General features: G+C 50.2%; 4 protein-coding genes. 1 reads left to right on the top strand and 3 read right to left on the bottom strand.

What is annotated here, in order from left to right; genetic code table 11:
- A partial coding sequence (locus tag QCH34_RS08175; protein WP_300332712.1) for a class I SAM-dependent methyltransferase occupies positions 1 to 349 on the bottom strand: 349 nt, incomplete at its 3' end.
- 8 nt (positions 350 to 357) lie between these two features.
- Between QCH34_RS08175 and QCH34_RS08170 the strand changes: the two genes are divergently transcribed.
- On the top strand, positions 358 to 1,731 hold the full coding sequence (locus tag QCH34_RS08170; RefSeq protein ID WP_300332708.1) for an MFS transporter: 1,374 nt from the start codon (positions 358 to 360) through the stop codon (positions 1,729 to 1,731).
- A 23-nt stretch (positions 1,732 to 1,754) separates the two neighbouring features.
- Here the strand turns inward: QCH34_RS08170 and QCH34_RS08165 are convergent, their stop codons facing one another.
- Both QCH34_RS08165 and QCH34_RS08160 read right to left on the bottom strand, forming a co-directional pair.
- A complete protein-coding gene (locus tag QCH34_RS08165) occupies positions 1,755 to 2,921 on the bottom strand; it encodes a PLP-dependent aminotransferase family protein (RefSeq protein WP_300332705.1) in 1,167 nt (388 codons plus the stop codon).
- Positions 2,922 to 3,013: 92 nt separating this feature from the next.
- Positions 3,014 to 3,718: a DUF4013 domain-containing protein gene (locus QCH34_RS08160; RefSeq protein WP_300332703.1), complete on the bottom strand. Its 705-nt coding sequence runs from the start codon at positions 3,716 to 3,718 to the stop codon at positions 3,014 to 3,016.
- Between the last annotated feature and the right edge of the window lie 318 nt (positions 3,719 to 4,036).

The raw sequence follows: 4,036 nt of genomic DNA, 5'->3' as shown, positions 1-4,036 counted from the left end.
TGATCAGCAGGGAACGCATCTGCTCCGTGAGATGTCCGAGGATATGGATTCCGATGATCGCATCAAACGACCGGTCCTTGAAGGGAAGTCTGCAGGCATCCCCTATGAACAGAAGAGATCTATCCTGACAGAGACGGATTGCCTCTTCTGCATGATCGATTCCGATAACTTTCCATCCACGCGCCTCCATTGGATGGAGGTGTTTTCCATTGCCGCACCCGATATCAAGTACCCGGCTCCCTTCTGATAGATCCGGGAGTGGAAACGGCGCTCCGCCATAGAGTTTCCCCCGTACCCGGTACTCAGCGTTCCAGGCATCGCGGTGGGATACGGGAGCCTTATGATCCATATAGATTCATGGTTTTCAGGGTTGATATGATCACTCTCATGTTCGGGCTGAAACGCTATCACCGTCTTTTAATCCTCCTTGGTCTCATCATTGCAACAGTGATGGCAACAGAAGCGATGATCATCGCTGCGTTTCCGGGGATTGAAGATGAATTTGGTGTTTCTTCTGTTATCATCGCCTGGATACTCCCCGCTGTGATGCTTGTGGGTGCTGTTCTCCTCCTTGCAATCGGATCTCTTGGTGATATACTCGGTAAGCGCCGGATTGTTCTTGCGTGCCTGATCGTCTATGGTGCAGGTATCGCGCTTGCCGGATATGCACCTGATATGCCAACCCTCCTCTTCTCCCGTATGCTTCAGGGACTCGGGCTTGCGGTTGCACCGCTTGCATATGCACTCGTTGCAGAGGAGACACCGGTGGAATGGGTGGCAACCGCAATCGGGGTTCTTGCTGCAACCTATGGAGCGGGGAGTTTTGTCGGTATCATGTCAGGGGCGTTTATTATCGAGCATATCGGATGGCGTGCCTGTTTTTTGGTGATGATGCCGATCGTTCTTCTCCTGATCATCTCGGCATGGTTTATCATCCCTGATCATGGAGAGCGGAAGAAAGCAGCAATCGATCTCATTGGTATGGTGCTCTTTGCGCTTTCGATCCTCTCAGGGATGCTCGCGATAACGTGGCTTGGACTTGATGGCATCACCTCTCTTCCCGTCTGGATTACAACGCTCATATCACTCACCTGCCTGTCACTGTTTCTCAGGCATGAGAGAAAGACGCTCTCCCCACTCCTCGATCTGGGGATGATACGTGAAGCCCCATTCCCGGCAATCACAATCAATGCCTTCCTTGTCGTCTTCTCATTCTTCATCCTTCTTCAGGTGATGCCCTACCTGATCTCATCTCCTGCCGGTCTTGCCCTCTCTGCAATTTATGTGGGAATTCTCCTGATGCCGGGATCCCTGACAGATATGATCTCAGGTCCCCTTGCCGGTTATATTGTCGCGAAAAAAGGGGTTGTTATTCCTTTCATTCTCGGATCGGTATTTCTGCTCATCGGATGCGGTATCTTCTTCCTCTTCCCGAAAACGCCGCTTCTTATCGCCTGTATCTGGATGATCTTCTCCGCCGGCATGTCAATTCTGCTCACTATTGATAACATGATCGCAGTTGCCTCGGCACCACCGGGAAATACTGCAACAGCGAGTGCCTTCCTGCATACGGTACAGAGCATAGCCGGGGCAGTGGGTCCGATTGTTGCCGGGGCCGCCCTGACGATCTATGCGCCGGAGGAGGCATTCACCGTGATCTTCCTTGTGGTACTCGGTGTATCGGCGGTCATTCTCTTCCAGTCTGCGGGGATCAGGCGCTATCTCCCGTGAATTTTACCTTTGGTAACCCGGCTTCAGAGAGCGCTGAGCGCTGCTCCAAGCCGTTCCATACCGCAATCGATCTCATCAATCGAGGGGCTTGAGAAGTTGATCCTGATGGTGTCTTCTCCACCTCCTTCGGGATAAAATGGGACCCCCGGGAGGATGGCGACCCCTGCCTTCACTCCTTCTGAAAAGAGCTTCATTGAGGAGAGTCCTTCCGGCAGTGTTGCCATCAGGAACATGCCACCCGCGGGCTCGGTATGGGCAAGCCCGAGAGAATCGAGATGCTCACAGATATGCCTGCATTTCTCCTTATATACGCGGGTTATCTGTCTGATATGATGATCAAGATCGTTTCTCCGAAGGTACTCGTGAAGAATCATCTGGGAGAGAAGATTGGAATGGAGATCGGCTGCCTGTTTTGCATGATTGAACCGCTCAAGAACCGGAGCAGGTGCATGGATCCACCCAATACGAAGTCCCGGTGCAATGATCTTTGAGAATGATCCCGAGAGAATCGTCTGATCCGGGAGATAGTGCTTCATTGGAAGGCGGGGTTTCCCATCAAAGAAGAGCTCTCCAAACGCATCATCCTCAAAGAAGGCACAATCTGAACCTCTCAGTATCTCAGCCAGTTCTTTTCTCCGATCTTTTGAGTAACTGGTTCCGGATGGGTTCTGGGAGTTGGGAATCCCATAGAAGAAGGAGGGTTGCCGGGTCTCAATCAGCTCCTGAAAAGAATCGGGATCAGGACCGCCTTCGATGAGGGGGACGGTGTGGATTTGTGGTTCATAGAGAGAGAAGGCATCGATTGCACCGAGATATCCAGGTGATTCCATCCCGATATGCGTTCCTTTTGATATGAAGATCTTCCCGATGATGTCAAGACACTGCTGGGAGCCGTTTACTATCTGGATCTCTTCCGGGCTTGCCGGAATTCCAAGCCGCTTTTGATAACGCTCTGCAATGTACTCCCGGAGCGGCAGGTACCCGTCAGTGGTTGTATACTGGAGGGCTGTTCGTCCTTTTTCCTCGAAAACAGTGGAGGCAGCTGCCCTGATTCCATCAAGATCGATGAGATTGGTATCGGGCAGCCCGCCTGCAAATGAGATGATTGATGGGTCGCGGGATACCCTGAATAACTCGTTCAGAAAGGATTTTGGGGTGTTTGTATATCTGTCTGAGAAGGAGAATTGCATGCCTTTCTATTTGGGGTGAAGAGCGAAAAGCTCTCTCCTCTGCTGCATGCCTGAATCCCGGATATCCACTTGAAAAAAAGAAGGAAAGAGATTTATGCCGGAACACTCTCGTACAGCATTGTCACATATCTCCAGGTGAAGATGGAGAGCGGGGGTCCGAGGAAGAGGCTGATGAGCCAGCCAATAAGAGGAATTGCACTCAGGATGCCGATGATGAATGCGAAGACGGCGATGATCACCCAGAGGGCGATGACGGCAAAGATGTAATCAAGCCAGCCGATCTTACCGATATGCCCGAATATGCCTCCGAAGTTGAACGCTTCGCTGATACTTCCGGTTTTGGCAAATCTCACCACTCCTGTATAGGCGATCAATGAGATGATGATCCCGATGACAAATGCTATCATGAAACCTGCCATAAGTTCGCCAATGGCGCCTATAATTGCCTGATCCGGTACAACTCCGGTCATATCCCCCATTGCTGCTCCGGTTATTACAAATGGGAGGGTCGCTGCGCCAAAGATGATCAGGACAATGATCACCGGGATCATGTAAATCAGAGCGATGATGTTCAGTTTCCATCCGTCAACAAAGAGTTTACCCCAGTTCTCAACTTCAGGTGCAGGGGTTTTCCCTGACAGGATTGAAACGATATACCCATTGAAGACGGGTATCAGGAACAGAGTAAATGTTGAAATCAGGTACGCTACCACAAGCAGTATCCACTGCTTCCATTTCCCCCACACAGCCTCCTGTGCATATGCGAAGGATCCCGATGCAAATGTGCTGATTGACATAGATACACCTACAATGTAATCCTCTTCATTTCTCTATATAAAACTTGTGTGAAAAATCCCACAAAGAGTTTATGGTATGGTATTACAGTTCGGTCGTTGCGATCGTCGTCTTCTATTTATATTCTTTCTACCTCCTCTATATGGAGAACAGCATCAACATACTAATCTCATTGAAAAAACCAATAAGATGAAGGGAACAGACGAAGAATATGGAAAATCCGGACTGAGATCTAATGGAAATCTGGAAAAGGGAGCCTGAGCCGAATAAACAGGAGGAAGCAGACGGATATATTCGTTTGGCCCGCTCTCTCCTGGCAA

The sequence above is a fragment of the Methanocalculus sp. genome, from assembly GCF_029762515.1.
GTDB lineage: Archaea > Halobacteriota > Methanomicrobia > Methanomicrobiales > Methanocorpusculaceae > Methanocalculus.
The sequence above is the reverse complement of the archived record's forward strand: the minus strand, read 5'-3'. Positions and strand labels throughout refer to the sequence as shown.

What these genes read in the sequence shown, in the direction of transcription:
- QCH34_RS08170 (WP_300332708.1), top strand. Translation starts at nt 358, where the DNA reads ATGGTTTTCAGGGTTGATATGATCACTCTCATGTTCGGGCTGAAACGC.
- QCH34_RS08160 (WP_300332703.1), bottom strand. Translation starts at nt 3,718, where the DNA reads ATGTCAATCAGCACATTTGCATCGGGATCCTTCGCATATGCACAGGAG.
- QCH34_RS08165 (WP_300332705.1), bottom strand. Translation starts at nt 2,921, where the DNA reads ATGCAATTCTCCTTCTCAGACAGATATACAAACACCCCAAAATCCTTT.